General features: G+C 71.6%; 27 protein-coding genes and 1 pseudogene. 20 read left to right on the plus strand and 8 right to left on the minus strand.

Annotated elements, in window-relative coordinates; translation table 11 throughout:
• The first annotated feature begins 3 nt into the window (after positions 1–3).
• On the plus strand, positions 4–948 hold the full coding sequence (locus ACODT0_RS26920; protein WP_057596335.1) for a LysR family transcriptional regulator: 945 nt from the start codon (positions 4–6) through the stop codon (positions 946–948).
• On the opposite strand, the gene ACODT0_RS26925 is transcribed toward ACODT0_RS26920, so the two are convergent.
• Positions 949–1,926, minus strand: coding sequence for a LysR family transcriptional regulator (locus ACODT0_RS26925; protein ID WP_489042752.1), 978 nt, complete (start codon positions 1,924–1,926; stop codon positions 949–951).
• Between the two features lie 112 nt (positions 1,927–2,038).
• On the opposite strand from ACODT0_RS26925, the gene ACODT0_RS26930 reads away from it, so the two are divergent.
• The 7 genes from ACODT0_RS26930 to ACODT0_RS26960 all read left to right on the plus strand — a co-directional run bounded on the left by ACODT0_RS26930 (position 2,039) and on the right by ACODT0_RS26960 (position 6,844).
• Complete coding sequence (locus ACODT0_RS26930; RefSeq protein ID WP_489042753.1) at positions 2,039–3,025, plus strand: tripartite tricarboxylate transporter substrate-binding protein; 987 nt, start codon at positions 2,039–2,041, stop codon at positions 3,023–3,025.
• A 26-nt stretch (positions 3,026–3,051) separates the two neighbouring features.
• Positions 3,052–3,594, plus strand: a complete 543-nt coding sequence (locus ACODT0_RS26935) for a 4-hydroxylaminobenzoate lyase (RefSeq protein WP_057596333.1) — start codon at positions 3,052–3,054, stop codon at positions 3,592–3,594.
• 3 nt (positions 3,595–3,597) lie between these two features.
• The gene (locus tag ACODT0_RS26940) at positions 3,598–4,311 is read left to right on the plus strand and encodes a nitroreductase (protein ID WP_489042754.1); all 714 of its coding nucleotides are present in this window, start codon (positions 3,598–3,600) and stop codon (positions 4,309–4,311) included.
• 74 nt (positions 4,312–4,385) lie between these two features.
• On the plus strand, positions 4,386–5,531 hold the full coding sequence (locus ACODT0_RS26945) for an aromatic ring-hydroxylating oxygenase subunit alpha (protein ID WP_489042755.1): 1,146 nt from the start codon (positions 4,386–4,388) through the stop codon (positions 5,529–5,531).
• 91 nt (positions 5,532–5,622) lie between these two features.
• Positions 5,623–5,937, plus strand: coding sequence for an ArsR/SmtB family transcription factor (locus ACODT0_RS26950; protein WP_093342757.1), 315 nt, complete (start codon positions 5,623–5,625; stop codon positions 5,935–5,937).
• A 2-nt stretch (positions 5,938–5,939) separates the two neighbouring features.
• Complete coding sequence (locus ACODT0_RS26955; protein ID WP_296729296.1) at positions 5,940–6,404, plus strand: SRPBCC family protein; 465 nt, start codon at positions 5,940–5,942, stop codon at positions 6,402–6,404.
• 23 nt (positions 6,405–6,427) lie between these two features.
• A complete protein-coding gene (locus ACODT0_RS26960; protein ID WP_489042756.1) occupies positions 6,428–6,844 on the plus strand; it encodes a GFA family protein in 417 nt (138 codons plus the stop codon).
• Between the two features lie 125 nt (positions 6,845–6,969).
• Here ACODT0_RS26960 and ACODT0_RS26965 read toward each other — a convergent pair.
• The 3 genes and pseudogenes from ACODT0_RS26965 to ACODT0_RS26975 form a co-directional block, all read right to left on the minus strand.
• A pseudogene (locus tag ACODT0_RS26965) lies at positions 6,970–7,602 on the minus strand (FABP family protein); the annotation flags it as partial.
• Between the two features lie 51 nt (positions 7,603–7,653).
• Positions 7,654–8,628 carry a Bug family tripartite tricarboxylate transporter substrate binding protein gene (locus ACODT0_RS26970; protein WP_489042757.1) on the minus strand — a complete coding sequence of 325 codons (975 nt, stop codon included), beginning with the start codon at positions 8,626–8,628 and terminating at the stop codon, positions 7,654–7,656.
• A 207-nt stretch (positions 8,629–8,835) separates the two neighbouring features.
• Positions 8,836–9,621 (minus strand): IclR family transcriptional regulator, encoded by a 786-nt coding sequence (locus ACODT0_RS26975; RefSeq protein WP_489042758.1) that lies wholly within the window; start codon positions 9,619–9,621, stop codon positions 8,836–8,838.
• A gap of 182 nt (positions 9,622–9,803) precedes the next feature.
• Between ACODT0_RS26975 and ACODT0_RS26980 the strand changes: the two genes are divergently transcribed.
• The 8 genes from ACODT0_RS26980 to ACODT0_RS27015 are packed head-to-tail and all read left to right on the plus strand — an operon-like array spanning position 9,804 to position 17,955.
• Positions 9,804–10,484, plus strand: a complete 681-nt coding sequence (locus tag ACODT0_RS26980; RefSeq protein ID WP_261211011.1) for an NIPSNAP family protein — start codon at positions 9,804–9,806, stop codon at positions 10,482–10,484.
• A gap of 39 nt (positions 10,485–10,523) precedes the next feature.
• Complete coding sequence (locus tag ACODT0_RS26985) at positions 10,524–11,363, plus strand: alpha/beta hydrolase (RefSeq protein WP_489042759.1); 840 nt, start codon at positions 10,524–10,526, stop codon at positions 11,361–11,363.
• 24 nt (positions 11,364–11,387) lie between these two features.
• A complete protein-coding gene (locus ACODT0_RS26990; RefSeq protein WP_489042760.1) occupies positions 11,388–12,866 on the plus strand; it encodes an amidase family protein in 1,479 nt (492 codons plus the stop codon).
• Between the two features lie 8 nt (positions 12,867–12,874).
• Positions 12,875–14,281, plus strand: coding sequence for an FAD-dependent oxidoreductase (locus ACODT0_RS26995; RefSeq protein ID WP_489042761.1), 1,407 nt, complete (start codon positions 12,875–12,877; stop codon positions 14,279–14,281).
• Positions 14,281–15,123 (plus strand): sugar phosphate isomerase/epimerase family protein, encoded by an 843-nt coding sequence (locus ACODT0_RS27000; protein WP_261211015.1) that lies wholly within the window; start codon positions 14,281–14,283, stop codon positions 15,121–15,123. Before ACODT0_RS26995 ends, ACODT0_RS27000 begins: the two co-directional genes overlap by 1 nt.
• Positions 15,110–15,979, plus strand: a complete 870-nt coding sequence (locus tag ACODT0_RS27005) for a shikimate dehydrogenase family protein (protein WP_489042762.1) — start codon at positions 15,110–15,112, stop codon at positions 15,977–15,979. Before ACODT0_RS27000 ends, ACODT0_RS27005 begins: the two co-directional genes overlap by 14 nt.
• Positions 15,976–16,914 carry an alpha/beta fold hydrolase gene (locus ACODT0_RS27010; RefSeq protein WP_489042763.1) on the plus strand — a complete coding sequence of 313 codons (939 nt, stop codon included), beginning with the start codon at positions 15,976–15,978 and terminating at the stop codon, positions 16,912–16,914. Before ACODT0_RS27005 ends, ACODT0_RS27010 begins: the two co-directional genes overlap by 4 nt.
• Positions 16,915–16,962: 48 nt before the next feature.
• On the plus strand, positions 16,963–17,955 hold the full coding sequence (locus ACODT0_RS27015) for a tripartite tricarboxylate transporter substrate binding protein (protein ID WP_261211018.1): 993 nt from the start codon (positions 16,963–16,965) through the stop codon (positions 17,953–17,955).
• A 9-nt stretch (positions 17,956–17,964) separates the two neighbouring features.
• On the opposite strand, the gene ACODT0_RS27020 is transcribed toward ACODT0_RS27015, so the two are convergent.
• Positions 17,965–18,360 carry a winged helix-turn-helix transcriptional regulator gene (locus ACODT0_RS27020; protein ID WP_203205431.1) on the minus strand — a complete coding sequence of 132 codons (396 nt, stop codon included), beginning with the start codon at positions 18,358–18,360 and terminating at the stop codon, positions 17,965–17,967.
• 102 nt (positions 18,361–18,462) lie between these two features.
• Between ACODT0_RS27020 and ACODT0_RS27025 the strand changes: the two genes are divergently transcribed.
• Together ACODT0_RS27025 and ACODT0_RS27030 are read left to right on the plus strand one after the other, a co-directional pair.
• Positions 18,463–18,780 carry a DMT family transporter gene (locus ACODT0_RS27025; RefSeq protein ID WP_413763869.1) on the plus strand — a complete coding sequence of 106 codons (318 nt, stop codon included), beginning with the start codon at positions 18,463–18,465 and terminating at the stop codon, positions 18,778–18,780.
• Positions 18,781–18,785: 5 nt separating this feature from the next.
• On the plus strand, positions 18,786–19,418 hold the full coding sequence (locus ACODT0_RS27030; RefSeq protein ID WP_489042764.1) for an FMN-dependent NADH-azoreductase: 633 nt from the start codon (positions 18,786–18,788) through the stop codon (positions 19,416–19,418).
• On the opposite strand, the gene ACODT0_RS27035 is transcribed toward ACODT0_RS27030, so the two are convergent.
• Positions 19,415–19,945, minus strand: coding sequence for a DUF2878 domain-containing protein (locus ACODT0_RS27035; RefSeq protein WP_057596313.1), 531 nt, complete (start codon positions 19,943–19,945; stop codon positions 19,415–19,417). The genes ACODT0_RS27030 and ACODT0_RS27035 overlap by 4 nt on opposite strands.
• A gap of 41 nt (positions 19,946–19,986) precedes the next feature.
• Positions 19,987–20,940 (minus strand): GlxA family transcriptional regulator, encoded by a 954-nt coding sequence (locus ACODT0_RS27040; protein ID WP_057596311.1) that lies wholly within the window; start codon positions 20,938–20,940, stop codon positions 19,987–19,989.
• A gap of 110 nt (positions 20,941–21,050) precedes the next feature.
• Between ACODT0_RS27040 and ACODT0_RS27045 the strand changes: the two genes are divergently transcribed.
• Positions 21,051–21,887, plus strand: a complete 837-nt coding sequence (locus ACODT0_RS27045) for an SDR family NAD(P)-dependent oxidoreductase (protein ID WP_422097371.1) — start codon at positions 21,051–21,053, stop codon at positions 21,885–21,887.
• A gap of 117 nt (positions 21,888–22,004) precedes the next feature.
• The gene (locus ACODT0_RS27050) at positions 22,005–22,388 is read left to right on the plus strand and encodes a DUF427 domain-containing protein (protein WP_208513494.1); all 384 of its coding nucleotides are present in this window, start codon (positions 22,005–22,007) and stop codon (positions 22,386–22,388) included.
• A 154-nt stretch (positions 22,389–22,542) separates the two neighbouring features.
• On the opposite strand, the gene ACODT0_RS27055 is transcribed toward ACODT0_RS27050, so the two are convergent.
• On the minus strand, positions 22,543–22,847 hold a 305-nt coding region (locus ACODT0_RS27055), incomplete at its 5' end, for a helicase SNF2 (RefSeq protein ID WP_489042765.1).

Here is a 22,847-nt window from a genome sequence, read left to right on the forward strand (position 1 = left end):
GCGATGAGCACCAGCAGCGCCGCCGCGCGCAAGACACCCGATCTCTCGACCCGCCAGCTGCGCGCCTTCCTCGCGCTGGCCGAACTGCGCAGCTTCACGCGCGCGGCGCAGGCCAGCCACCTGTCGCAGCCGGCCTTCAGCGCGCTGATCCGAACGCTCGAGGACGCGGTGGGCACGCGGCTGTTCGACCGCGACACGCGCAGCGTGCAGCTCACGCCCGAGGGCCGGCTGTTCGAGGGCTCGGCGCGCCGGCTGCTCGACGACATGGGCGGCGCCATGGCCGACCTGGCCGACCACGTGGAGCGCCGCAAGGGCCGGGTGCGCGTGGCCGCCCTGCCCTCGCTGGCCGCGGGCTGGCTGCCGAGCGTGTTCGCCGAGTTCATGCAGGCCTGGCCCGGCATCCGCGTCGACCTCGACGATGCGCTGTCCGATGCCTGCATCGCGCTGGTGCGCAGCGGCCAGGCCGACTTCGCGCTCGCGGCCTCGGGCGCGGGCGAGGCGGCCTACAGCGACCTGCGCGGCCAGCGGCTGTGCGCCGACCGCTTCCACCTGGTGTGCCGCACCGACCATCCGCTCGCGCGCGAGACCCGGCTCACGGCCAAGAAGCTCGCGCCCTGGCCCTTCATCCAGATGGCGCGCAACAGCAGCGTGCGGCAGGCGCTCGACGTGGCGCTGCATCCGCTGCGGCTCAACGCGGTGTTCGAGGTCGAGCACCTGGCCACGGTGATGGGGCTGGTCGAGGCCGGGCTCGGCATCAGCGTGGTGCCGGCGCTCACGCTGTTCCACTTCCGGCGCGAGACGCTGGTGACGCGGCCGCTGCCGCTGCCCGCGCTCACGCGCACGGTCTACCTGGTGCAGCGCAGCGAGGGCAGCCTGTCAGTGGCAGCGCAGACGCTGCACGACCTGATCGTGGCGCGGCTGGGCAAGCTCAAGCTCGACGACTTCTGATCAGCCCTCGCCGCCGGCCGCCCTGGCCGCCGCGGCCACCATCTCGCGCAGCCAGGCATGCGCCGCGTCGTGGTCGTTGCGCCCGTGCCAGACCGCGCGCGTGACCACGGTGGCGGCGCGGTACGGCGGCTGGCGCTGCAGCAGTTCGCCGGCGCGCGCGAGGTAGGCGCCGAGCGAGGTCGGCACGATCGACAGCATGTCGCTCTCGCGCAGCAGCGCGGGAATGGCCAGCGAATGCGGCACGGTCACGCGCAGGCGCGGCGCCTGGCCGATCGCGGCCAGGGCCTCGGCGAGCGCGGAGCGGTCGAACATCTCGGACTGGCGCGCGAGGCCACGCTCGAGGATGAAGCCATCGACGGCGCCCTCCTCCTGCCCGCCGAGCGAGGTGGTGACCAGCGCGTACTTCGCGAGGTCGCGCACCGCGAGCTTGCGCCTGGCCGCCGGATGGCCCTTGCGCATCAGGATCACCTCGCCCTGCGACAGCAGCGTGCGCGCATTGAGCCGCGCCGGCACCTGCGAGAAGGTGCCGATGGCGAGGTCGATGCGGCCCAGGTCGATCTGCTCGGCGAGGTCGAGCCGGGTCGAGGGGCGGATCACCAGGTCGACACCGGGCGCGGCCTGCTGCAGCGCGCGCGTGAGGCCGGCGACGATGACCGCAGTGATGTGGTCGTTGGCCGCGATCGTGAAGCGGCGCGACGACAGCGCGGGATCGAAAGGCTCGACGCCGAGCGTGGCCTCGATGCGGCGCAGCGCGTCGCGCAGCGCGGGCGCCATCGCGCTCGCGCGGCCGGTGGGCTGCATGCCCTTGCCGGTGCGCACGAACAGCTCGTCGCCCACCAGTTCGCGCAGCCGCGTGAGCGCATGGCTCACGGCCGACTGGCTGAGATTGAGCCGGCGGCCGGCCAGCATCAGGTTGCGATCCTCGAAGACCGCGTCGAAGACCTTCAGCAGGTTGAGGTCCATGCGTCCGATGCTCATGGCGCGCTTCTTCGTGAGTTGAATGCCGTGCATTCTGCGCTTGCAAAAGCGCCAGTTCCATTCAATTCGGGGCCGGCCGATCATTCGGCCACTTCACACCACGAGGCCCGCCATGAACGCACTCACACGCCGCCGCTTCACGCAGGCCGCGCTCGCCCTTCCAGCGGTCGGCTGGCTGCCGCGCGCCTTCGCGCAGTCGCAGGGCAGCCCGGGCAAGCTGCTGGTCGGCTACCCGGCCGGCGGCACGCTCGACACCACGGCGCGGCAGCTCGCCGAGGCCTGGCGCAAGCAGGGCCGGCACTACATCGTCGACAACCGCGCGGGCGCGGCCGGGCGCATCGCGAGCGGCCAGCTCAAGCGCGAGAAGCCCGATGCGAGCGTGCTGCTGTGCACGCAGGCCTCGGCGCTCACGATCTACCCGCATGTCTACAGCAAGCTGGCCTACGACCCGGCCACCGACTTCGTGCCGGTCTCGCCGCTGGTGATCGCGACCTGCGCGCTGGCGGTCAGCAGCGCGGTGCCGGCCTCGGTGAAGAGCCTGCAGGATTACCTGGCCTGGGTGCGCGCCACGCCCACGGGTGCCAGCTACGCCTCGCCGGCCGCTGGATCGGTCGCGCACTTCCTCGGCTGGCAGCTGTCGGAGGCCGGCGGGCTGAAGCTGCAGCACGTGGGCTACCGCGGCTCGGCGCCCGCGATGCAGGACCTGCTGGGCGGCCAGATCCCGGCCTACCTCGGCTTCGTGGCCGACTTCCTGCCCTATCTGCAATCGGGCAAGCTGCGCATCCTCGCCGTGAGCGGCGAGCAGCGCTCGCGCTTCATGCCGGCCGTGCCCACCTTCGCCGAGCAGGGCTTCGCGCAGATCCGCGGCGCCGAGAACTACGGCGTGTTCGCGCCGCCCGGCACGCCCGAGGCCGGCGTGCGCGCGCTGCACGAAGCGATGGTCGTGGCCAGCAAGGACCCCGGCCTGCGCGCGGCCTTCGACCAGGTCGGCCTCGAGGTCCACACGCAGGCACCCGACGACTACGCGCGCCAGATCCGGCGCGAGCGCGAAGCCTGGGGGCCCGTGGTGCGGGCCTCGGGCTTCCGCTCGGACGAATGAACCCTCCAACCCCCACGAGCAAAGACATGAGCACGACGCACACCGACCGCGAGGAACTGATCGAGCGAAGCCTTCCCTTCCTCGAGGAGATCAAGGACATGACCACGGGCACCGAGGTCGAGCAGTGGCTCAACCGCACCCATGGCCCCGACAGCGCGCTCTACCAGTCGCTCGCGCGGCTGGTGAAGCAAGGCGTGCGCGACGGCTGGGCCGCCAACGTCGAGCTCGACGGGCCCATCTACCGCCGCAGCCGCATCGCCGAGCCCTCGGAGCGCACGCTGGGCTTCAGCATCACGGCCGTCTACATGGACAGCACCGGCAACACGCAGGGCAACCCGGGCCACGCCTACCGCGGCCAGTACCACGCCCATCCCTATGGCGAGTTCAACATGGTGGTGCCGTTGAACGAAGGCGCCGCGCTCAACGGGCCCAACGGCTGGTGCGAAGCCGGCTGGACCGCGCCCGCGCCGGGCAGCCATCACTATCCCGAGGCGCGCGGCGGCGCGGTGATCGCGCTGTTCTTCCTGCCGGCGGGGCGCATCGCCTACCACCCGGCACCACGGGACTGAGCGATGCGGCAGGACGACGCTCCCACCGACAGCGCACGCCATGTCGACGCGGTGCTGCGCGCGCGCCGCTCGGTGCGCGCCTATGCGCCGCGGCCGCTGCCGCAGGCGCTGGTGCGCGAGATCCTGCAGGTGGCGGCCACGGCGCCGAGCAATTCGAACACCCAGCCCTGGCGCGTGCACGTGCTGGCCGGCGCGCCGCTGAAGGCGCTCGGCGATGCGCTCGACGCGGCCTTCGTGGCGGGCGACTTCGAGGCGCCTTCGCACTTTCCCGATCCGCTGCCCGGTCCCTTCCGCGATCACCAGTCGGCCTTCGCGGCGTGCTACTACGGCGCGCTGGGCATCGACCGCGCGGACGCCGCGGCCCGCGCGCGGCAGACGCGGCGCAACTACGGCTTCTTCGGCGCGCCGGTCGGGCTGATCTTCGGCATCGACGCACGGCTCGCGCGCCACAGCTGGCTCGACCTCGGCCTGTTCGTGCAGAACGTGATGATCGCGGCCCAGGCGCGCGGCATCGACACCTGCCCGCAGGTGTCGTTCGCGCCCTTTCATGCGCTGATCGCCGAGCGGCTGGGCATGCCACCCGAGGAGGTCACGGCCTGCGGCATGTCGATGGGCTGGGGCGATCCGTCGGCCGAGGTCAACCGGATGGCGATGCCGCGGCGCTCGGTCGAGGACTTCGCGCGCTTCGACGGCTTCGGCGAATCCACGACCAGTTGAGACAAGCCGCGTCGTGCGCCGCTGGCCACAATGAAGCCCCCCACCCGTGGAGGCCGCATCGATGGCACAGGCGCATGCAGCATGACGAACAGAAGGCGCTGATCCGGCGCGCGCTGGCATTGATCGCCAGCGGCGGCACCGAGCGCGGCGAACCCTCGCTGAGTCCGGTGTCGCGCTACCTCGACCCCGAGCGCCATGCGCGCGAGGTCGAGCGCATCTTCCGCCGCCATCCGCTGGCGCTGTGCCCCTCGGCCGCGCTCGCGCGGCCCGGCGACACGCTGGCCATCGACGCGGCCGGCATGCCGCTGTTGCTGGTGCGCACGCGCGAGGGCGAGCTGCGCGGCTTCGTCAATGCCTGCCGCCATCGCGGCGCGCGGCTGCGGCCGGCCGGCGCGTCGAACCAGCGCGTGTTCGTGTGCCCGTACCACAGCTGGACCTACGGGCTCGACGGCAGCCTGCGCGGACGGCCCGGCGAGGCCGATTTTCCGCATGCGCCGGCTGCCGACTGCCAGCTCGCGCGCGTGCCGGTGGCCGAGGCGCTGGGTTTCGTCTGGGCGATTCCGCGCGTGGCCGATGGCGAGGACGATGCGCGCATCGACATGGAAAGCTGGCTCGGCCGCTTCGGCGCCGACCTGCGCCACTGGGGCTACGACCGCTGGGTGCCGTTCGACCAGCGCGAGTTCGCGAACGCCGCCAACTGGAAGATCCCGTTCGAGGCCAACCTCGAGACCTATCACTTCCAGTACGCGCACCGCGACAGCATCGCGCAGATGTTCCACGACAACCTGCTGATCGCCGACCACGAGGGCGCGCACCAGCGCCTCTTCCTGCCCAAGCGCGGCATCGAGCGGCTGAGTGAGTTGCCCGAGGACCAGTGGCAGCTCGGGCCGCATTCGAACGTCATCTACTACTTCTTTCCGGCCACCTTCATCCTGCACGAGGGCGACCATGCGAACGCCTTCACCGTGCTGCCCGAGGCCCCCGAGCGCTCGCGCGTGATCGCGACCATGCTGATCCCCGAGCTGCCCGCGAACGAGAAGGCGCAGCGGCACTGGCGCCGCAACCTCGACTCGTACTGGGGCGCGCTGGCCGAGGACTTCGCGCTCGGCGTGTCGGTGCAGTCCACGCTCGCGAGCGGCGCGCAGGCCTCGCTGTACCTGGGCGCGACCGAGTGCTGCTCGGCGAAGTTCCACGCGGACGTGGAAGCGGCGCTCTCCTGAAGCACCCCCTCGGCCAGCGGTCGCGGCACGGGCCGGCTTGACATGCAGGTATTTGCCTGCATATCATCCGCTCACGCACGAACAACGACGCATGGACGCTGACAAGGTTTTCAAGGCACTGGGCGACCCGACCCGCAGGAAGCTGCTCGATCTGCTGCACGACCACAACGGGCAGACGCTCGGCGAACTCTGCGAGCACCTGGACATGGCGCGGCAATCGGTCACGCAGCACCTCGGGCTGCTCGAGGCGGCCAACCTGGTGACCACGGTCTGGCGCGGCCGCGAGAAGCTGCACTTCATCAACCCGGTGCCGCTGCACGAGGTCTACGAGCGTTGGGTGCGCAAGTTCGAACATCAGCGGCTCACGCTGCTGCACGACCTCAAGAAGGAACTCGAAGGAGAGTGACGATGAAGCCAGAGAAGATCAGCTATGTCTACGTGACCTACATCCGCTCGACGCCCGCGAAGGTGTTCGAGGCCATCACCCGGCCCGAGATCGCGCGGCGCTACTGGGGCCACGAGAACGTCTCCGACTGGAAGCCCGGCTCGCCGTGGCAGCACGTGCGCGCCAGCGACGAGCGCCCGGTCGAGCTGGTGGGCCAGGTGGTCGAGATCGCGCCGCCGACGCGGCTGGTCATCACCTGGGCCGGCGCCTCGCAGGCGGCCGACCCCGAGGCCTACAGCCGCGTGACCTTCGACATCGTGCCGTACGAGGACATGGTGCGGCTCACCGTCACGCACGACGAACTCACGGCCGGCAGCGGCATGGCCAAGGGCATCCAGCAGGGCTGGCCGATCGTGCTGTCGAGCCTCAAGTCGCTGCTCGAGACCGGTGAGGGCATCGACGTCTTCGCGAAACCCAAGGCGGCCTGAGGCCGCGCACCCGGAGCAACGCCATGACACAGCCCTACACCGGCGGTTGCGCCTGCGGCGCGATCCGCTACAGCACGCCGCATGCGCCGATCTTCCAGAACCATTGCCAGTGCAGCGACTGCCGGCGGCGCAGCGGCACCGGGCATGGCTCATACCTGACCTTTCCCGCGCGCGCCGACATGGCGATCACCGGCGCGGCCAGCGAATGGGCGATCGCGGCCGACAGCGGCCAGCGGAAAAGCCATGCCTTCTGTCCGGTCTGCGGCACGCCGCTGTTCGTGCGCTTCTCGGGCATGCCCGAGCTGATCGCGGTGCATGCGGGCAGCCTCGACGAGCCCGAACGCTTCGCGCCGCAGGTGCTCACGTACCGCGTGCGCGGGCTGGCGTGGGATGCGCTCGATCCCGCGCTGCAGGCCTTCGAACGGATGCCGACGGCTTAAGCCAGCGCGTCGGGCACGCCCGGCACCGCGGGCTTCACGCTGTCGTCGGCGGGCGGAATCGGAATCACCGTGTCCCCTGCTTCGGCAGCAGCGACCGCCGAAGCCACCGATCCCGCGGCCTCGGCCAACGCCGCCTGCGCGGTCGGGTTCGGCGTCGGCTCGCCGATCTTGCGCAGCGTGTTGCGGTCGGTGTGCGCGAAAGGCTCGGGCTTGCCGCGCACGTCGAGCAGCGTGGTCTGCTCGTACGACCAGCTGCCGTCGTCGTGGATCGTCACGTCGATGGTGTAGCGCAGGGTCTTGAACGCATGCTCGAGGAAGGGGTTGGCAACGATGCCGTTGGTGTCGCCGCCGCGCACGGCCTCGAGGCGGAAGCTGCGCGCGTCGGGCGTGGCCTGGCCGGTGGCCATGGCCGTGAGGCCGCGCGGGATCGACAGGGTCTGCACCAGCGCGCCGGTGGCGGGCTCCCAGAGCCAGTAGCCGACCTGGTCGTGGAAGGTCTCGACGTCGTCGGGCTTCACGATGCGCAGGTGGTAGCGCAGGCCGTAGAAGATCTGCGGGCCGTTGGTCTGCGCGTCGATCGGCTGGAACTCGGCATGCTCGATGAAGGCCTCGGCCTCGGGGCCGTCCTCCTTCGGGCTCAGGTCGTGGCCCATGGTGCCCATCCAGATGCCGGCCAGGCCGGTCAGCGGGCCGAGGTTGGCGAGCGTGTGCGGATCGGGCTCGGGTTCGGTGTAGATGTCTTGCGGAAACTCGGCCATGGGGTACTCCTCTGGTTTGTAGTTCGTGGGAAAGGCAAATGAGGCCCGGGCTCACTGGTCGAGCCGGATGCCGACCTTGGCGATGATCGCGCCCCACTTGCGGCCTTCGCTGTCGATGAAGGCCCTGAATTCCTCGGGCGAGCCGCCGCCCACGGCCAGCCCCTGGTTGGCGAGCAGCTCGCGCACGGCGGGGTCGCGCAGCACGGCGTTGACGTCGGCATTGATACGGCGCACCACCTCGCCCGGCGTGCCGGCGGGCGCGAACAGGCCGTTCCAGGCCAGCGACTCGAAGCCCGGGTAGCCCGATTCGGCGACCGTCGGCAGCTCCTTCATGAGCTCGAAGCGCTGCGCGCTGGTGATCGCGATCAGCTTCACGCGCTGGCCCTGGATCAGCGGCAGCAGCGCGGGCGCCACGGTGAAGAGGGCCTGCGTGTCGCCCGAGGCCAGCGAGAGCCCGGCCGGCGGCGAGCCCGCGTAGGGCACGTGCACCGCCTCGATGTGCGTGACGCTGCGCAGCAGCTCCATCGTGAGGTGCGAGGAACTGCCCGCGCCCACCGAGGCATAGCTGAAGCGGTCGCGCTGCCCCTTCACCCAGGCGATGAACTCGGGCAGCGTGTTGGCCGGATTGCTCGCCTGCACCGCGAGCACGTTGGGCTGCGAGGTGGTCAACACGATCGGCAGCAGGTCGCGCGCCGGCGCATACGGCATGCGCGCGTACATGTAGGGGCCGAAGGCGATCGGGCCGTTGAAGCCGATGCCCAGCACATGGCCGTCGGGCGGCGCCTTCGCCACCGCGTCCATGCCGATGAGCCCGCCGGCGCCGGCCTTGGTCTCGACCACCACCGGCTGCTTCCACGCGGTGCGCAGGCGGTCGGCCAGGGTGCGCGCGATCAGGTCGAGCGAGCTGCCCGCGGGCGCGGGCACGACGATGCGCACGGGTTTGGTGGGCCAGTCCTGGGCCTGGGCGCCCAGCGACAGCGTGCAGGCGCACAGCAGTGCGGCGATGCGGTGGAGAAAACGGGCCATGGTCATGTCGATGGACGATCGCGTTGTACGTCGCACGCTCCGCATGAAAGGAAGGATGAGGCCGAATACGGGAGCGGACTTCCGGACGCAGAGGACGCGAAGGTTGCGCGAAGGACGCGAAAGGAAGGCAAGAAAAATTTTGAATTTCTCTTTCGCGCCCTTTGCGAAACCTTCGCGTCCTCTGCGTCCGGCTGTTGGTATTTCATCTCAACGCGCCGGCGACGCCGCGTGGAAGCGCTCGCGCGCCTGCCCCAGCAGCTCGACGCAGCGCGCATCGAACGCCGGCGTGTAGCGCACGTCGGGCACCACGATGTTGAAGGCCGCGGGCGCGGCCGGGTCGCCCGAATCGATGGCGATGGCGATGCCCACCACGCCCGGCGTGTGCTCGCCGCGCGAATAGGCGATGCCGCTTTCGCCGACCTCCTCGAGCTGGCGCTTGAGCACCGCGAGCGTGGTGGCGGTGGCGGGCGTCTGGGCCTGCAGCCGCACGTTCTTGAGATAGGCCTGGCGCCGCGCCGCGGGCATGGCCGCGAGGATCGCCTTGCCGGCCGAGGTCGAGTAGAGCGGGAAGCTGTCGCCCACCGCCATGCGGTAGGACAGCGGCGCGCGCGACTCTGCCACGCAGGCGCGCTCGACCTCGTCGCCGCGCAGCACCGAGAACGAGGTGGCCTCGCCCGCGGTGCGCGCGAGCCAGTCGACGATGGGCCGGGCCTGCGCCATCAGCCGCTCGCGCAGGCCGCTGCCGCGCACCAGCTCGAACACGGCCGGGCCCAGCGCATAGGTGCTCTGCGCGCCGTCGAAGCCGAGGAACTCGCGCGCCACCAGGTTGCGCAGCAGGTGGGTGAGGCTGCTCTTGGGGATGCCGAGCGCGATGCCGATCTCGTGATGGGTCAGCGCCCCGCCCTGGCGCGCGAGGAGCTGGAGGATGTCGAGCACCCGGTCCGCCGACTTCACGGCGGCCGATTCGGGGGGCTTGCTGTCTGCTGCGTCCATGGGTGCCTGTGCTGTGAGGTGCGCCGATTCTAGGAAGCGCGCGGCCCGCGTCCCACCGATCGACGCGCCGGGTGTTTGACAGTCGCGGTTTGCGTGTTTATATTCTGGAACAGTTCATATACATGAACAAACACCGATTCCAGACCACCTCGCGTTCAAGCATCGAAACACCTCGCCGTCTTATGCAGCGCCTCTATTTCCACGAGATCCTCGACCCCGTGCGCCAGCCCGGCGCCCACACCCGCTATCTCGAGACCCTGGGCCGCCTGGTGCGCACCGAGGGCAATGCGCGCGGTTCGGCCAGCAACGGCTGCATGGCGGCCTGGGTGCCGGTGTTCCTCACGGGCCGCTGGCCCGAGATCGTGACCTTCTGGGAGATGCAGGGCGGCTGGGAGGGCTTCGGGCGCCACTTCGACGCCACGCCCGACCTGTTCCACGAGCCGCTCGAGCGCTTCTACGGCGAGCGCACGGGCGGCTTCGACCGCGTGCTGCTGGCGGCCGACTACAGCATCGACCGCGCGCGGCTGCTGGCCGGGGGCGTGCGCGCGCCGGTCGTGCTGCAGCAGACCATCGGCCTCGAGGCCGGCGGCGCACCCGACTACCTCGCGCGGCTCGGCGAGGCCGCCGCGCGCATCGAGGGCCCGGGCGCGCCGCGCCTGTTCGGCGCCTACGAGACCGCGCTGCGCAACGGCAGCGAGGCGCTGGTGCTGTGGGCCTTCGACGACTTCGCCGCGCTCTCCGCCTTGCAGGCGCGGCCCGACTCGGTGCCCGGCTGGGCCGACTGGGCCCGCGCCGCGCGGCAGCACGAACGCACGCACACCGGCCTGGTGCTGCGGCCGGCCGACTGGTCGCCGCTGCGCTGAATCCCTTTTTTCATGACCTTCGAACCTGGAGACAACCCAATGGAACGCAGACGATTCCTCGAAAGCGGCGGCGCGCTCGGTGCCGCGGCGGCAGCCACGGTCGCCTCGGCGGCCGCGACCGCCCTGCCCGGCTGCAGCAGCGCCGCGCCGGCACCGCGCCCCTCGGGCAAGACCTTCGTGCTGGTGTACGGTGCCTGGCATGGCGCCTGGTCGTGGGAGCGGCTGACCCCGCTGCTGCGCGCCCGGGGCCACGAGGTGCGCGTGCTCACGCTCGCGGGCGTCGGCGAACGCATCGGCGAGATCTCGACCGCGATCGACCTCGAGACCCACATCGCCGACGTGACCGGCTTCATCCGCAGCCAGGACCTGCGCCAGGTGGTGCTGGTGGGCCACAGCTATGGCGGCTACCCGATCACGGGCGCGCTCGACCGGCTCGCCGCCGAGCGCCGCATCGATACGGTGGTGTACCTCGATGCCTTCGCACCGCACGACGGCGAACGCATGCTCGACTACCTCGACGCCACCGGCAAGGCCGAGCTGCAGGCCGCGCACCGCGCGGGCAATCCGCGCTGGCCCAAGCTGCCGGCCAAGGCCTTCGGTCTCGGCAATCCGGCCGACATCGCCTGGGTCGACGCGCGCCTGACCGACCACCCGAACGGCACCTACCTGCAGCCGATCTCGCTGCGCGCCGCGCCCGGCGCGGCCGCGCGCAAGCGGCTCTACATCGCGGCCTCGGCGCCCGCCATGCCGGTGTTCGACGCGCACAAGGCACGGCTGCGCAACGACCCGGCCTGGACCTTCGTCGAGGTGCAGGGCGGCCACGACGCGATGGTCGACCACGCCGACACGATCGCGCGGCTGCTCGATGCGCATGCCTGATTCATCCCACCTCCTCTTGCTCCCATGAAGCTCATCCTCCAACCCGCCGCCGCGATCGCATGCCTGGCGCTGGCCGGCGTCGCGCACGCGCAGCCCGCGCCCATGCCCACGCTGCTCGAGGCCGCCACCGCGATCCGCGCGCACACCACCACCAGCTGCGAACTGGTCGAGCGCTCGCTGCGCGCGGCCGACCTGCACCAGGACCTGCATGCCTTCATCACCATCGACCGCATCGGCGCGCGCCGCGCCTGCGCCGAGGCCGACCGCGCCGTGGCGCAGGGCCGCAAGCTCGGACGGCTGCATGGCGTGCCGGTCGCGATCAAGGACAACATCCTCGTCAAGGGCCTGCCCTTCACCGGCGGCACGCGCGCGCTGCAGGGCTATGTGGCGACGCAGGACGCGCCGGCCGTGGCGCGGCTGCGCGCCGAGGGCGCGATCGTGATCGGCAAGCTCAACCTGCACGAACTGGCCTTCGGCGCCACCGGCAACAACTTCGCCTATGGCGCGGTGGGCAATGCCTACGACCCGAGCCGCTTCGCGGGCGGCTCGAGCGGCGGCTCGGGCGCGGCCGTGGGCGCGCGCATCGTGCCGGCCGCGCTCGGCACCGACACCGGCGGTTCGGTGCGCATCCCGGCCGCGCTCAACGGCATCGTGGGGCTGCGGCCGACCGCGGGGCGCTATTCGGGCGAAGGCGTGCTGCCGGTCTCGACCGCGCGCGACACCATCGGCCCGCTGGCGCGCAGCGTGGCCGACCTGGCGCTGCTCGACGAGGTCCTCTCGGGCAGCCGCGGCCAGGTGCAGCCCAGGCCGCCCGCGGGCCTGCGCCTGGGCGTGGCGCGCGCGGCCTTCTACGACAACGCCGACGAGGCCACGCGCCGCGCCTTCGATGCCGCGCTCGACAAGCTCAAGGGCGCGGGCGCGCAGATCGTCGAGATCGAGATCCCGCAGCTGCGCGAGGTCGCGGCCAGGGTCGCGCCGGTCACCGACTACGAAGCGCGCGTGGGCATCGCCGCCTTTCTCGCGAAGTACAAGACCGGCGTGAGCCTCGACCGGCTGGTGGCCGACATCGCGAGCCCCGACGTGGCGGCGGGTTTTCGCAACCGCATCGTGTCGGCCAGCGCGCCGACGCGCGAGGCCTACGAGACCGCGCTCAAGGTCGAGCGGCCGAAGCTGCAGGCGCTGCTGCGCGGTGCGTTCGAGAGCAACCGGCTCGACGCCCTGCTCTACCCCGTGACGCTGGCGCCGGCGCTGCCGATCCGCGGCACCGAGATGAGCGTGACGATCAACGGCCGCACCACCAGCACGCTGGCCGCCTACATCGCGAACACCGGCCCCACCAGCACGGCCGTGCTGCCGGGCGTGACGGTGCCGATCGCGCTGTCCGACGAGGGCCTGCCGATCGGCCTGGCCATCGACGGCCTGTGGAACAGCGACCGCGCGCTGCTCGCGATCGCGATGGGCATGGAAACGATCTTCCCGGCGCTGCCGGCTCCCAAGCAATGAAAGAAGGCATGACGCAAAGACAAGACATCCCCGGCGAGAACCGCTTCGACGTGATCGTGATCGGCGGCGGCAGCGCCGGCGTGGCGGCCGCGATCTCGGCCGCGCGCGGCGGTGCGCGCACCCTGCTGGTCGAATCGGCGCCGATGATCGGCGGCGAGCTGATCAGCGGCATCTCGATGCTCGGCTGCCTCTCGACGCGTGGCGACTGGATCGTGGGCGGCGTGGTCACAGAGCTGCTCGACCGGCTCAAGCCGCTGGGCGGCTACATCGGCCCGGTGTTCGATTACCGCGCGCTGCACCTGGTGTGCTTCGACACCGAGCTCATGAAGATCGCCGTGATGCAGGCCGTGGCCGAGGCCGGCGTGCACCTGCGCGTGCAGGCCTTCTTCTGCGGCATCGAGACCGATGGCGATGAAACCCGCGTGCGGCTGATGCACAAGGGCGGCGAGGCCTGGTACGCGGCGCGCGTGGTGATCGACTGCTCGGGCGACGGCGATGTGGCCGTGGCCGCGGGCGCACCGAGCGAGAAAGGCGCGCCCGGCAGCGGCGCGCTGCAGCCGCCGAGCCTGGTCTACCGCGTGTGCGGCGTCGAGACCGAGCCGCTGCTGCGCTTCGTGCGCGACAACCCCGCGCACTTCGGCCTCGGCGACTACCCGGGCCTGGGCATGGATGCGCGCCAGTGCGCCGAGGCGCTGTACGCCCAGGGCCAGCCCAAGGTGCTGCTGCGCGGCACGCAGGGCCTGCTCAAGGAGGCGATCGATGCCGGCGAGATGTACCCGACCTCGGTGCTCGCGATCGTGCCGACCTCGACCGCGCGCAAGGAGGTCAGCATCAACTCGACCCAGCTCGCGGGCGTGGACGGCACGCGCGCGGCCTCGCTGAGCGAGGCGCTGCCGCGGCTGATGGCGCAGGTGTCGCAGGGCCTGGCCTTCCTGCGCCGGCGCGTGCCGGGCTTCGAGCAGGCGGCGCTGGCGGCGGTGGCGCCGAAGATCGGCGTGCGCGAGACGCGGCGCATCCTCGGCGAGCACGTGCTCGACGAGGCCGACATCATGCAGGGCCGCAAGCGCGCCGACGGCATCGCCAAGGGCGGCCACGAGCTCGACATCCTCGCGGTCGACGGCCACCGGCACGAGACCATCGCCGAGGGCGGCTCCTACGACATCCCCTACGAATGCCTGGTGCCGCGCGGCCAGCGCCGGCTGCTTGTGGCGGGGCGCTGCATCTCGAGCACGCGCGAGGCGCAGAGCTCGGTGCGCGTGATGGGCACCTGCATGGCGATGGGCCAGGCCGCCGGCACCGCGGCGGCGCTGTGCGCGCTCGACGACGGCTGGAGCGGCGATGTGCGCGACGTGGACCGCGCACGACTGCGCCGCACGCTGATCGCCGACGGCGCCGTGCTCGAGGGGACGCTGTAGTGGGCCGCACGCTGTCGCTCGCGCACCTGAGCCTGCTCGACGCCACGCCGCCCGAGCTGGTGCGCGCGGCCGGCGAGGCGGGCTTTCGCTCGGTCGGCCTGCGCCTGCATCCGGCCCGGCCGGGCGAGGCGCCGCATCCGATGCACGAAGGCTCGCCGATGCTGGCCGAGACGCGCGCGCTGATGAGCGCGCTGGACGTGAAGGTGCACGACGTCGAGGTGGTGCGGCTGTCGGCCGGCTTCGAGGCGCGGCGCTTCGAGCCGATGCTGGCGGTGGCGGCGTCGCTGGGGGCGCGCTGGCTGGTGGTGAATGGCGACGACGACGATCACGCGCGGGCCGCCGCCCACCTCGCGGCGCTCGGCGAGATCGCGGGTGCGCATGGCCTCTCGCTCGGGCTCGAGTTCATGGTCTACACGGCCGTGCCCACGCTCGATGCCGCGCTGCGGCTGGTGCGCGAGACCGGGCGATCGAACGTGCATGTGCTGGTCGACACGCTGCACTTCTTTCGCAGCGGCGCGACGGCCGATCGCATCGCGCGCACGCCGGGAATCGCGCGCAGCTGGGCGCAGTTCAGCGATGCACCCGCGCGGCGCCATCCGGCCCTGTCGCCCGGCGAGGAAGCACGCGCGCACCGCCTGCTGCCGAGCGAAGGCGCGCTGCCGCTGGCGGATGTGCTCGATGCGGTGGCGGCCGATGCCGTGCTGTCGATCGAGGCGCCCTCGGCCGTGCGCCGCCATCACCTCGGCATGGCAAGGCGCGCCGAACTGGCGTACACCACGGCCAGGCGCTGGCTCGATGCCGTCGCACGACCGCAGCAGGAACACGCACATGCCCTTCACTGACACGAACGTCTCTCTTCAACCCGCGCTGCGGCTCGACGGCCGCACCGCGGTGCTCGGCATCCTCGGCGACCCGGTCGCGCAGGTGAAGGCGCCCGCGCCGCTCACGGCCCGGCTGCAGCAGGCGGGCCTCAATGCCGTGCTGGTGCCGATGCATGTGCGCGCCGACGACGTGGCGGCCCTGCTGCCTGCGCTGCTCACGCTGCACAACCTCGCGGGCTTCATCGTCACCGTGCCGCACAAGCAGCGCGTGGCGGACCTGCTCGGCGATGGCCTGCTGCCCGGTGCCGAGCGTGCCAACGCCGCCAACGTGGTGCGCCGCACCGCGCAGGGCGGCTGGCAGGGCGAGCTGCTCGATGGCAGCGGCTTCGTGGCGGGACTGCGCGCCGCTGGCTTCGATCCGCGCGGACGCGCGGCCTGCATCGCGGGCGCGGGCGGCGCGGCCTCGGCCATTGCCTTCGCACTCGCCGATGCCGGCGCGCGCTCGGTGCGCGTGTGCGACATCGACGCGGCGAAAGCCGAAGCACTCGCACGGCAGTTGCAATTGCATGGCGTCGAGGCCAGCACCTGGAACGGCCGCGAGCCCGGCGAGGCCGAACTGCTGGTGAACGCCACGCCGGTCGGCATGCGCGCGGACGATCCACTGCCCGTGCCCGCCAGCGCGCTGCGCGCCGGCCTCTGGGTGGCCGAGGTCATCATGGCGCCGGCCGTCACGCCGCTGCTGCAGGTGGCGCGCGAGCGCGGCTGCATCGCGCACGAAGGCCGCCACATGATGGAGCGGCAGCTCGGGCTGATGACCGACTTCTTCGAACCCGCGATCCTCGCGATCGCGCCCGAGCGGCTGGAGGTGGCGGCATGACGCGCGCCTTCATCGACGGCTTCGAGGCGCGCCTCGTCGACGTGGGCGAAGCGCGGATCTTCGCGGAGATCGGCGGCTCGGGCCCGCCCCTGCTGCTGCTCCACGGCTACCCGCAGACGCATGCGGCCTGGCACCGGGTGGCGCCGGCGCTCGCGCGCCACTACACGGTGGTGGCGGCCGACCTGCGCGGCTACGGCGACAGCCTCGGCCCGCCCGGCGATCCGCTGCACGCGGCGCACAGCAAGCGCGCGGTGGCGGCCGACCAGGCGGCGCTGATGCGCGCGCTGGGCTTCGAGCGCTTCGCGGCGATCGGCCACGACCGCGGCGCGCGCGTCGCGCACCGGCTGTGCCTCGACCATCCGCAACGCGTCGCGGCCTTCGGCTCGATCACCGTGATTCCTACCGTCGACATGTGGGCGCGCGCGAACAAGGACTTCGGCCTCAAGAGCTGGCACTGGTTCATGCTGGCCCAGCCCTTCGACCTGCCCGAGCGCCTGCTCGCGGCCGACCCGGCCTTCTTCCTCGACTGGACGCTGCGCAACATGGTGCGGCGCTTCGACGCCGTGACGCCCGAGGCCCATGCCGAGTACCTGCGCGCCTTCTCGCGCGAGAGCGTGCGCCACGCGATGATCGAGGACTACCGCGCCGCCGCGTCGATCGACCTCGAACACGACGAACACGGCCGTGCCGCCGGCGAGCGCGTGCGCTGCCCGGTGCATGTGCTGTGGGAGCGCGGGCGCTTCCCGGCCGAACGCACGCCGATCCACATCTGGCGCGACGCGACCGCCGAAGGCACGCCCGTGGGTGGCGGCGAGATCGACTGCGGCCACCTGATGATGGAAGAAGCGCCCGAGGCGGTGCTCGCCGAGCTGCTGCCCTTCCTGCGCGCGCACTGGCCTTCGCCGGGCACCGCGCATCCGAGCCACCTCCCCTGAACACGAACCCGAGGGCGCATCCGCACGCCCTCTTGCTGGAGACATGCCATGACTTTCCGCCACCGCCCTTCCTCGCCGCGCCGCGCGCTGCTGCTCGCCGCCGGCCTCGCGCTGGCCGCGCCCCTGTGCGCCATCGCGCAGGGTGCCTATCCCTCGAAGCCGATCCACCTCGTGGTGGGCTTCCCGCCCGGCGGGCCGGCCGACCTCGCGGCGCGCATCGTCGGCGAGAAGCTCGCGCAGGACCTGCGCCAGCCGGTGCTGGTCGAGAACCGGCCCGGCGCCTCGCAGAACATCGCGGCCGACTACGTGGCCAAGAGCACGGCCGACGGCTACACGCTGCTGATGGGCAGCACCGCGGTGGTGGTGAACCACTTCCTCTACAAGGACATGCGCTTCGACGTGTTCAACGACCTGGTGCCCGTGGGCACGGCCGCGCGCACGCCGCTGATGGTCGTGGCCAATCCGCGCTTCGCGGCGAAGAACATGAAGGAGCTGGTGGCCGCCGCCAAGGCCGCGCCCGGCAAGATCAACTACGGCTCGGGCGTGCGCGCGAGCACCACGCACCTGGCGGTGGAAGCCTTCAAGGCGCAGGCCGGCATCGAGGTCTCGAACATCCCCTACCAGGGCGCGGGGCCGATGCTGACCGACCTCATGGGCGGCCAGGTCAGCTTCGCCTTCGACACCATGGTGACCTCGATGCCGCTGGTGAAGGCCGGCCGATTGCATGCGCTGGCGGTCACCAGCGCCACGCGCTCGCCGATCGCGCCCGAACTGCCGACCGTGGCCGAGTCGGGCTACCCGGGCTTCGAGGCCATCGGCTGGTTCGGCATCCTCGCGCCCAAGGGCACGCCGCAGCCTGTGGTGCAGCGGCTCAATGCCTCGCTGCAGAAGGTGCTGGCCGCGCCCGACGTGGCGCAGCGCCTGGCCGGCGCGGGCGGCGACGTGCTGCCCGGCACGCCCGAGGACTTCGCGCGGCTGATGCGCAGCGAATCGGAGAAATGGGGCGGCGTGATCAAGCGCGTGGGCATCACGCTCGACTGAACAGCGACTTCAGAGCGCGGCGATCGCGGCCTGCCGCGCGCGGTCGATCTCCGCGTGATTGGCCTCGGCCCAGCGGTCGACCGCGATCAGCGTGCGGCTCAGCGACAGCCCCAGCGGGCTCAGCCGGTACTCGACGTGCGGCGGCACGGTCTGGTGGTCCTCGCGCAGCACCAGGCCATTGATCTCGAGATCGCGCAGCGTCTGCGTGAGCATCTTCTGCGAGATGCCGCCGACCCGGCGCAGCAGTTCGTTGTTGCGCAGCGGCTCGTCGCGCAGCAGCGGAATGATCAGCAGCGCCCACTTGTTGGCGACGAGCTCGAGCACGCGGCGCGAGGGACAGCCGGCGCTCCAGACGTCGGCGGGCGCGGGCTCTGCCACGGCGGCGGGTTTCTTCGATGCGGGCATGGCGATTCCCATGGTTACCAGAAGGTGCGTACTTGTGGCTTGGTGCCTGGGCCGGAATTATCCGTCTCCACATCAACCCTGCACACAACGGAGGAACGGATCATGGGATGGTTGTTACTGCTGGCGGCCGGCGTGGTCGAGATCGCGATGGCCGCGGCGCTCAAGCGCTCGGAGGACTGGACCCGGCTCTGGCCCTCGGTCGTCGGCGTGGCGAGCGCGCTGCTGAGCATCTTCCTGCTCGCCAGGTCGCTGCGCTATCTGCCGTTGGGCCTGGCCTATGCGGTGTGGACCGGCATCGGCTCGGTCGGCGTGGTGCTGATGGGCGTGCTCGCCTTCGGCGAGACGCTGTCGGGTCCGCGCATGGCCTGCATCGCGCTGGTGGTGGCGGGTACCGTCGGCCTGCGCACGCTGGAGGGCTGAGCGGCATGGCTTCGACGATCCTTCACATCCAGGCCTCGCCCTCGGGCGGGCGCTCGCGCTCGATCGACACGGCGCAACATTTCCTGCAGCGGCTGCGCGAGCGCGACCCCGCGGCCGAGATCCGCACCCTCGACGTCTGGGCGCTCGACCTGCCGCCCTTCGACGACACCATGATCGATGCCAAGTTCGCGGTGCTGCGCGCGCAAACCGCCACCGACGAACAGCGGCGGCACTGGCAGCGCGCCGTGCGCCTCGCGCAGGAGTTCAACGCGGCCGACAAGTACGTGTTCAGCCTGCCGATGTGGAACTTCGGACTGCCCTACCGGCTGAAGCACTACATCGACGTCGTGACCCTGCCGGGCGAGAACTGGCGCTGGTCGGCGCAGGAGGGCTACACCGGCCTGCTGCATGGCAAGCGCGCGGCGCTGGTCTATTCGAGCGCGAGCGACTACCCGGTGGGCCTGCCCTCGCATGCGCGCGATTTCCAGAAGCCGTACATGCGCACCTGGCTCGAGTTCCTCGGCATCGTCGACGTGGTGGAGCTGGCCGTGGCACCGACGCTGGCACCGCCCGAGGCGGTGGCCGCGAACCTCGCGCGCGCCAGGGCGCGGGCCGACGAGCTCGCGCGCGACTTCTAACGCGTCGGCTCGCCTACGCCGTCGAAGCGCTGCGCGAGCCACACCAGCAGCGGCATCGCCACGGCCCAGACGACGGCCAGCACCGCGAGCGCCGGTACCCGGTCGACGAACTGGGCCGCGCCGAGCTTCACGCCCGCGACGAACGACGCCGGCCCGCAGACCGCGCCCAGCACGGCCGCGAGCAGGTAGCGCCGCCGCAGCCAGCGCAAGGTGACGTTGAGCGCGATCGCGAACAGGCCCCATAGCGCGACCATCCAGTACGGCGCGAGCTGCGCGACCGGCTGCCCCGAGGGGTAGCGCACCAGCCCGCCGAGCGCATGGCCGGTCTCGATCACCACGCCCAGCGCGCAGGCGATGGCCACCAGCCGGGCCTCCTGCGCGGGCCGGGCCGACACCCACAGGTGCCAGGCGATCGCCGCCGCGACGCAGGCCGTGCCCCACAGCGGATGGCCATGCGCCGCGCCGAGCACGGCCGCGAACCAGGCGAGCTGGAACACGACGAAATTGGCGATCCGAACGGCGGTCATGGCAACAGGTACGCGCGCCGCGGCGATCCGGATGCCGCGATCTACATCGCGGGTACGTGCGTGCGCGCCGCCGCGCGGCGCAGGCTCTGCGGCGGCTGGCCGAAGGCGCGGTGGAAGGCGCGCCGCATGCGCTCGGGATCGGAGAAGCCGGTCTGCGCCGCGATGCGGTCGACCGACTGGCCGCCCTCCTCGATCAGGATGCGCGCGGTCTCCACGCGCAGCTTCTCGATCGCGCGCGCCGGCGACTGGCCGGTTTCGGCCAGGAAGGCGCGGCTGAACTGGCGCGGGCTCAGGTGCGCCACCTCGGCGAGCTGGTCGACCGAGAGGTTCTTGTGCAGGTTCTTCTTCGCATAGTCGAGCGCCTGCTGGATGCGGTCGGTGCGCGGTTCGAGCTCGAGCAGCGCCGAGAACTGCGACTGCCCGCCCGCGCGCCGGTGGTAGATGACCAGCTTGCGCGCCACCGAGCGCGACAGCTCGAGGCCCAGGTCGCCCTCGACCAGCGCGAGCGCGAGGTCGATGCAGGCGGTCATGCCGGCCGAGGTCCAGACCGGGCCGTCCTGGATGAAGATGCCGTCCTCCTCCACCTTGATCGCCGGAAAGCCGCGCTGCAGTTCGCGCGCGAAGTGCCAGTGCGTGGTGGCGCGGCGACCGTCGAGCAGGCCGGCCTCGGCCAGCACGAAGGCGCCAGTGCAGATGCTGCCCAGGCGCCGCGTGCGCGGCAGCGCGCGGCGCAGGAAATCGAGCAGGCCGCCCGAACTCGGCGGCACCGTGGTCGAGCCCGCGACCAGCAGCGTGTCGAAGCGGCGCCGGTCGAAGGCGCGCGAATCGACCGTGACGCCGGCCGTGCTGGCCACCGGGCCGCCGTGCTCCGACAGCACCTCGAGCTCGTAGACCGTGCGCCCCGCCTCGGCGTTCGCGAGCTCGAAAACCGAGAGCGCCACCAGGTCGAGGATCTGGAAACCGGGAAAGACGACGAGTCCGATGCGCTGGGTCATGATGTCTTTAAATGAGGGAAACATGTCATTTGAGACATAAGTGTCCGACCCAAACTCCTGGCTGTCAAACCACCTTTCCTCATCCCCTTCGACATCCAAGGACCTTTCCCATGAGCTCGCAAGACATCGCCATCTCCGCCCCCGGCAAGGGCACCGCGCTGATCACCGGCGCTTCCACCGGCATCGGCGCCGTCTACGCCGAGCGCCTCGCGCGCCGCGGCTACGACCTCGTGCTGGTGGCGCGCAACAAGGAGCGCCTCGAAGCCCTGGCCGAACGGCTCGTCAGGGAGACCGGCCGCCGCGTCGAGGTGCTCGCGGCCGACCTCACGGCCACCGCCGACCTGCGCCGGGTCGAGGAGCGGCTGCGCAGCGACGAACGCATCACCCTGCTGCTCAACAACGCCGGCCTCGGCGCCACCGCGACCCTGCTCGATTCCGACCCCGACCAGATCGACACCATGATCCAGCTCAACGTGGTCGCGCTCACGCGCCTCACGCGCGCCGTGGCGCCGGGCTTCGTCGCGCGCGGCGGCGGCGCGCTGATCAACATCGCCTCGATCGTCGCGCTCTCGCCCGAGCTGCTCAACGGCAGCTACAGCGGCAGCAAGGCCTATGTGGTCAACCTGAGCCAGTCGCTGCACCACGAGCTCGGCGCCAAGGGCGTGAAGGTGCAGGCCGTGCTGCCGGGCGCCACGCGCACCGACTTCTGGGGCATCGCGGGCGTGCCGGTGGAGCACCTGCCGCAGGAGATCGTGATGTCGGCCGAGGACCTGGTCGACAGCGCCCTGGCCGGCTTCGACGCGGGCGAGCTGATCACCATCCCCTCGCTGCCGGACGTGGAAGACTGGAAGCGCTTCGACGCCGCGCGGCAGGCGCTCGGCCCGAACCTGTCGCGCAGCGTGCCGGCCGCGCGCTACGCGAACGCGGCGACAGCAACAGCAGCCTGAGCGGCGCGCGCTCGCGGCCCGCGCCTTGACCTTGGCGCGGGCAGGTGGATTCGCGCGGGCGGCGCGGCCCCACCCGCCCGGCGGCAAGATGGACGGCCATCCTCAGGAGCCCGCCCCATGAACAGCCCCCGAAGCATCAAGATCCCCGGCCCCGACCATCCGATCACCGTCGCGCCCAACCCCGCGCGCGTGGTCGTGACGCTCGGCGGCCGCACCATCGCCGACACCCGCGCCGCCCTCACCCTGCGCGAGGCCTCGTACCCGGCCGTGCAGTACATCCCGCGCGCCGACGTCGACATGTCGCTGCTCGAGCGCAGCACGCACACGACCTACTGCCCGTACAAGGGCGAGTGCAACTACTTCAGCATCCCGGCCGGCGGGGAGCGCTCGGTCAACGCGGTGTGGACCTACGAGTCGCCGTATGACGCGGTGGCGGGGATCAAGGACCACGTGGCGTTCTATGTGGATCGGGTGGATGGGGTCGAGGAGCGGGCGGGCTGACGGTCGGACCTTCTTCGCCGTCGATCGGCGCGATGGCGCAGCGCCAACAAAGAAGCCGGCCCCTGCTTTCGCAAGGGCCGGCTTCTTCGTTGGCTGAACCTCTAGCCTCATCGCGGGGCTGACCCGCACGATGCGACCGAGTTCTTGGTGCCGATTACAGCGGCAGCGAGTCGCCGCGGGCAGCGGCGCGGGCTTGTGCGCGAACCGCGTTGCGGTCCACGGTGCTGGCGACCAGCGGCGCCACGCCCGACGAAGCGCCTTCGGCGTAGGGGTTGTCGCTGTGTGCCGTGGCAACCGCTTCGGCACGGACGGCGGCGCGGCTGGTCTGCGACACGATCACTTGGGCCGGGCCGGCATTGGCGCCTTCGGCATAGGGATCGGCGCTGCGGGCGGCGATGACGGCTTGGCCGGCGACTTCGGCGCGGCTGGCGGCCGAGGTCAGGGGATGCACACCCTCAT

Source organism: Variovorax sp. FG153 (genome assembly GCF_057809595.1).

Coding starts and splice junctions, on each gene's coding strand:
- ACODT0_RS27025 (WP_413763869.1), top strand. CDS start 18,463: ATGGGATGGTTGTTACTGCTGGCGGCCGGCGTGGTCGAGATCGCGATG.
- ACODT0_RS27030 (WP_489042764.1), top strand. CDS start 18,786: ATGGCTTCGACGATCCTTCACATCCAGGCCTCGCCCTCGGGCGGGCGC.
- ACODT0_RS27045 (WP_422097371.1), top strand. CDS start 21,051: ATGAGCTCGCAAGACATCGCCATCTCCGCCCCCGGCAAGGGCACCGCG.
- ACODT0_RS26945 (WP_489042755.1), top strand. CDS start 4,386: ATGCAGCATGACGAACAGAAGGCGCTGATCCGGCGCGCGCTGGCATTG.
- ACODT0_RS26925 (WP_489042752.1), bottom strand. CDS start 1,926: ATGAGCATCGGACGCATGGACCTCAACCTGCTGAAGGTCTTCGACGCG.
- ACODT0_RS27035 (WP_057596313.1), bottom strand. CDS start 19,945: ATGACCGCCGTTCGGATCGCCAATTTCGTCGTGTTCCAGCTCGCCTGG.
- ACODT0_RS27015 (WP_261211018.1), top strand. CDS start 16,963: ATGACTTTCCGCCACCGCCCTTCCTCGCCGCGCCGCGCGCTGCTGCTC.
- ACODT0_RS27050 (WP_208513494.1), top strand. CDS start 22,005: ATGAACAGCCCCCGAAGCATCAAGATCCCCGGCCCCGACCATCCGATC.
- ACODT0_RS26950 (WP_093342757.1), top strand. CDS start 5,623: ATGGACGCTGACAAGGTTTTCAAGGCACTGGGCGACCCGACCCGCAGG.
- ACODT0_RS26990 (WP_489042760.1), top strand. CDS start 11,388: ATGAAGCTCATCCTCCAACCCGCCGCCGCGATCGCATGCCTGGCGCTG.
- ACODT0_RS27040 (WP_057596311.1), bottom strand. CDS start 20,940: ATGACCCAGCGCATCGGACTCGTCGTCTTTCCCGGTTTCCAGATCCTC.
- ACODT0_RS26930 (WP_489042753.1), top strand. CDS start 2,039: ATGAACGCACTCACACGCCGCCGCTTCACGCAGGCCGCGCTCGCCCTT.
- ACODT0_RS26985 (WP_489042759.1), top strand. CDS start 10,524: ATGGAACGCAGACGATTCCTCGAAAGCGGCGGCGCGCTCGGTGCCGCG.
- ACODT0_RS26995 (WP_489042761.1), top strand. CDS start 12,875: ATGACGCAAAGACAAGACATCCCCGGCGAGAACCGCTTCGACGTGATC.
- ACODT0_RS26955 (WP_296729296.1), top strand. CDS start 5,940: ATGAAGCCAGAGAAGATCAGCTATGTCTACGTGACCTACATCCGCTCG.
- ACODT0_RS26935 (WP_057596333.1), top strand. CDS start 3,052: ATGAGCACGACGCACACCGACCGCGAGGAACTGATCGAGCGAAGCCTT.
- ACODT0_RS26940 (WP_489042754.1), top strand. CDS start 3,598: ATGCGGCAGGACGACGCTCCCACCGACAGCGCACGCCATGTCGACGCG.
- ACODT0_RS26980 (WP_261211011.1), top strand. CDS start 9,804: ATGCAGCGCCTCTATTTCCACGAGATCCTCGACCCCGTGCGCCAGCCC.
- ACODT0_RS27010 (WP_489042763.1), top strand. CDS start 15,976: ATGACGCGCGCCTTCATCGACGGCTTCGAGGCGCGCCTCGTCGACGTG.
- ACODT0_RS27020 (WP_203205431.1), bottom strand. CDS start 18,360: ATGCCCGCATCGAAGAAACCCGCCGCCGTGGCAGAGCCCGCGCCCGCC.
- ACODT0_RS26970 (WP_489042757.1), bottom strand. CDS start 8,628: ATGGCCCGTTTTCTCCACCGCATCGCCGCACTGCTGTGCGCCTGCACG.
- ACODT0_RS27005 (WP_489042762.1), top strand. CDS start 15,110: ATGCCCTTCACTGACACGAACGTCTCTCTTCAACCCGCGCTGCGGCTC.
- ACODT0_RS26975 (WP_489042758.1), bottom strand. CDS start 9,621: ATGGACGCAGCAGACAGCAAGCCCCCCGAATCGGCCGCCGTGAAGTCG.
- ACODT0_RS26960 (WP_489042756.1), top strand. CDS start 6,428: ATGACACAGCCCTACACCGGCGGTTGCGCCTGCGGCGCGATCCGCTAC.
- ACODT0_RS26920 (WP_057596335.1), top strand. CDS start 4: ATGAGCACCAGCAGCGCCGCCGCGCGCAAGACACCCGATCTCTCGACC.